We start from the raw sequence: 413 nt of genomic DNA, 5'->3' as shown, positions 1-413 counted from the left end.
GGTGACTGAAACAGGTCACGCACCGCCAGTGTCAGGTTCTGCTGACGCAAACGTTCAATCAGCCGGACGGCCAGCAGCGAATGGCCGCCCAGAGCAAAGAAATTATCGTGGCGGCTGACCTGTTCAATGCCCAGCAACTCACGCCAAATCGCCGCCAGGGTGATTTCTGTTTCTCCTTGTGGCGCCTCATAACTCTGACGGGCAAATGACTCGCTGTCAGGGGCCGGCAACGCCCGGCGATCCAGCTTGCCGTTCGGGGTCAACGGGAAAGTATCCAGACGCACAAACGCCGCCGGCACCATATAATCCGGTAAAACAGCGTTCAGGTGGTCACGCAGGTTGTTCGCCAACTCCTCATCCGCTTCCGCCACCACATAAGCCACCAGCCGTTTGTCCGATCCTTCCCCCCGCGC

1 protein-coding gene is annotated in these 413 nt (G+C 59.3%); it reads right to left on the bottom strand.

Annotated elements, in window-relative coordinates; genetic code table 11:
- The coding region (locus tag FE394_RS20195; RefSeq protein ID WP_319927941.1) for a phosphopantetheine-binding protein at positions 1–413 on the bottom strand (413 nt) is incomplete at both ends.

It is taken from the genome of Xenorhabdus littoralis (genome assembly GCF_033949345.1).
Lineage (GTDB): Bacteria > Pseudomonadota > Gammaproteobacteria > Enterobacterales > Enterobacteriaceae > Xenorhabdus > Xenorhabdus littoralis.
Note: the sequence above shows the minus strand (reverse complement) of the source record. Positions and strands in the feature narration are given on the sequence as shown.